The organism is Christiangramia sp. 3-2217-3z, from assembly GCF_051195275.1.
Taxonomy (GTDB): domain Bacteria; phylum Bacteroidota; class Bacteroidia; order Flavobacteriales; family Flavobacteriaceae; genus Christiangramia; species Christiangramia marina.
Window position 1 is genome coordinate 1 of sequence record NZ_JBNJLI010000029.1, and the last position, 2,401, is coordinate 2,401.

A 2,401-nucleotide genomic window follows, 5' to 3' on the forward strand; every position below is an offset into this window, starting at 1 on the left:
ATGCAAATATGCTGCTTAAAATTTATTGAAAATGGTTTGTTTTTGATCTTGGAATACGGTTATCGCCAGTTGGCGGAATAAGGGACGCGGATTTGTCGGCTTAGTGTTAGTTTGTTGGTCAAGTTAATTATTTTCTTTCTAATGCTGCCGCTTATTGGCGATGAACCGTTGTTGCCCACAGTATTTTTTAGAAAGTAAAATCTTCGACTTCTTCATATTCCACTTCTGGAAATTTGAATTCTTTTTCGCCAGGATAAAACCGTTGCATAAATTCATAATATTCTTTTACTGCCCGACCTTTATCACTTAATCCGTCGGTATAAAATGTCAGTGTATCGTTAGGTGATATAATCTTATAAATGTATTGTCTAATTGTTGTATCTCTTGTTCGCTCAATTCTATTTGTAAAGTGTTTTTCAAATGAATGATCAGTGTTATAGATTACTTTTCTTGGTAGTTCTTTTGTCCGCATCTCATACTTCATTTCAAATGTCGTATCCTCTTTAATTGTCGTCTGAAGTCTGATTTCGTTGTTCTTTTTGGTAATAGTTAATTCATCGCGTCTAATCCACCATTCCATATTTAATTCCGCGAAGATCTTGACTGTGTCTTTCTCTGTTATTCGATCTGTAAAATCAGATAAATTCTCAGTCAGTTTTAGATCCGATTTGTAGGGTTCAGGTTTTTTGTCTGTTTTACAACTTGTGTACAGAAAACCAATTATAGTAAAAAGAAGGAATTTCAATTTTATCACGATTTCAAATATTGTGGGCAACGGTTTGCGGTTATCGCAAGTTACGGGAGTAGGGAAGCGAACTTGTCAGATTAACCATTTTCTTTCTTGGTTACTAAAATTACGCTTTTTCCGCAAAACCCGGAATTTGAGATGAACCGCTGTTATGCAGCGGTTAAATTTTGATTTTATCAGGGTTTTGTCTGTTGGAAAATAATGATAGTATTTCTATCGAATCGTTATTTTGGCGATAGTACAAATTATTAAATTTTGCCACTACAGCTTTTCTAACATTTTTCTTCTTTTTGGAAACCTGAAAAAGCTCTGGATTTTTTGAAATCAATTCTATAGTATGATCTAATTCTTGAGAAAAATTTTTCAATTCTCTTTCAGTCCAATTTTCTTCTAAATATTCAATCGTATTTTCTAATTCGGAAAGAGCGTGGTCAGTCCATAAAATTTTATAACCATTTTTCATATATTTTCTTCGCTTCGGAATGAGATCTTAATTTTCCGGAATCAGCATCCTGGATTCCTTTTTCGATGGATTTTTTTTCTTCGTTAGAGATTTCTTTCCACCAGTCCGTTTTCTCACTTTCTCGCAATTTCATTACTTTTTCAATAATGGATTCGTCATTCAAAGTGGACAACCATTGAATTAATTCGATCTTCTTATTTTGAATATTTATATCCATAACTCAAATTTACAATTTTGAGATTAATTTCTTTTGTTCTTTACACGAACTTTTTAACTGCTGCATAACGGTTACGGTTATCGCAAGTTGCGGGAGTAGGAACGCGGACTTGTCGGATTAGTTCTTTTCTTTCCTGGTTTCTAAAATTACACTTTTTCTGCAATACCCGTTATTTGCGATGAACCGATGTTGTGCTGCGTTTTATTCTGGATCTTGAAATTTATCAAATTCTCTGACTTTCTCATTTGGACAGTGATTTACAATCAAATTAAATTTATCAATGTTATCGAAAGAAGTTATATAGTATTTTTTCTCAGCATGTGGACTCTTGAAATTTAAAGTATATAGATTGTTGATATTGGTTTTTTCAATTATCAAATCAATTCCAGGAGAAAAAGTAGATTTTAGGATCCATTCATTTTTACTAAAGTTTACTTTCTCAATTTTAAAAATAGTTTTTTCGAGTTCTTCAAATATTAACGCATTTCCTTTTACCTCCATTCGAAAATCGTTTCCATCACAAGGATCGTAATTGTAAAATTCACCTTGATATTTTCGAATGGTTATCCATTTCTTCTCTATTTCAGGATAACTTTTCTGTGTTTCGAAATGTTTAATTTGTTCTTGAATCTCTTCATTACTGGTTGTCGACCAATTTTTAATGCTTCTTTTGAAAATAGAGTTTTTAGAAACATCAATAAATAGTTGTTGCTTTTTTAAATCTAATTGGGCAGGATCGATTCTTTCAATAATCGTATCTTGATTTAGTGGTATAAACCATGTTATTTCCCCAATTTCCATTTGTTCTGCAAACTGATTTTTGTTTTGACTTTCGCAACTCCAAATGGCAAATATGAATATTATAAATATAAGTTTTTTCATGCTTAAAATGCTGCACAACGGTCTCCTTTACTTTGTTTTCATATTTTAAGAGAGAACTAAGGGGAGAACTATAACGGTCTCTAGTTAGGCA

General features: G+C 32.2%; 4 protein-coding genes. All 4 read right to left on the reverse strand.

All coding sequences use genetic code 11. From position 1 onward, the window contains the following. Positions 1 to 187: 187 nt before the first annotated feature. The gene (locus ACSHZO_RS15755; protein WP_298248413.1) at positions 188 to 580 is read right to left on the reverse strand and encodes a hypothetical protein; all 393 of its coding nucleotides are present in this window, start codon (positions 578 to 580) and stop codon (positions 188 to 190) included. Positions 581 to 908: 328 nt separating this feature from the next. Further along, complete coding sequence (locus ACSHZO_RS15760) at positions 909 to 1,211, reverse strand: type II toxin-antitoxin system RelE/ParE family toxin (RefSeq protein WP_298248412.1); 303 nt, start codon at positions 1,209 to 1,211, stop codon at positions 909 to 911. Further along, positions 1,195 to 1,428: a hypothetical protein gene (locus ACSHZO_RS15765; RefSeq protein ID WP_298248411.1), complete on the reverse strand. Its 234-nt coding sequence runs from the start codon at positions 1,426 to 1,428 to the stop codon at positions 1,195 to 1,197. The genes ACSHZO_RS15760 and ACSHZO_RS15765 overlap by 17 nt, the downstream gene beginning before the upstream one ends. A gap of 201 nt (positions 1,429 to 1,629) precedes the next feature. After that, on the reverse strand, positions 1,630 to 2,310 hold the full coding sequence (locus ACSHZO_RS15770; RefSeq protein WP_298248410.1) for a hypothetical protein: 681 nt from the start codon (positions 2,308 to 2,310) through the stop codon (positions 1,630 to 1,632). Positions 2,311 to 2,401: the final 91 nt, after the last annotated feature.

Bases quoted from the DNA above. Each gene is read 5' to 3' on its own strand.
- ACSHZO_RS15755 (WP_298248413.1), bottom strand. From the start codon at position 580: ATGGAATGGTGGATTAGACGCGATGAATTAACTATTACCAAAAAGAAC.
- ACSHZO_RS15760 (WP_298248412.1), bottom strand. From the start codon at position 1,211: ATGAAAAATGGTTATAAAATTTTATGGACTGACCACGCTCTTTCCGAA.
- ACSHZO_RS15765 (WP_298248411.1), bottom strand. From the start codon at position 1,428: ATGGATATAAATATTCAAAATAAGAAGATCGAATTAATTCAATGGTTG.
- ACSHZO_RS15770 (WP_298248410.1), bottom strand. From the start codon at position 2,310: ATGAAAAAACTTATATTTATAATATTCATATTTGCCATTTGGAGTTGC.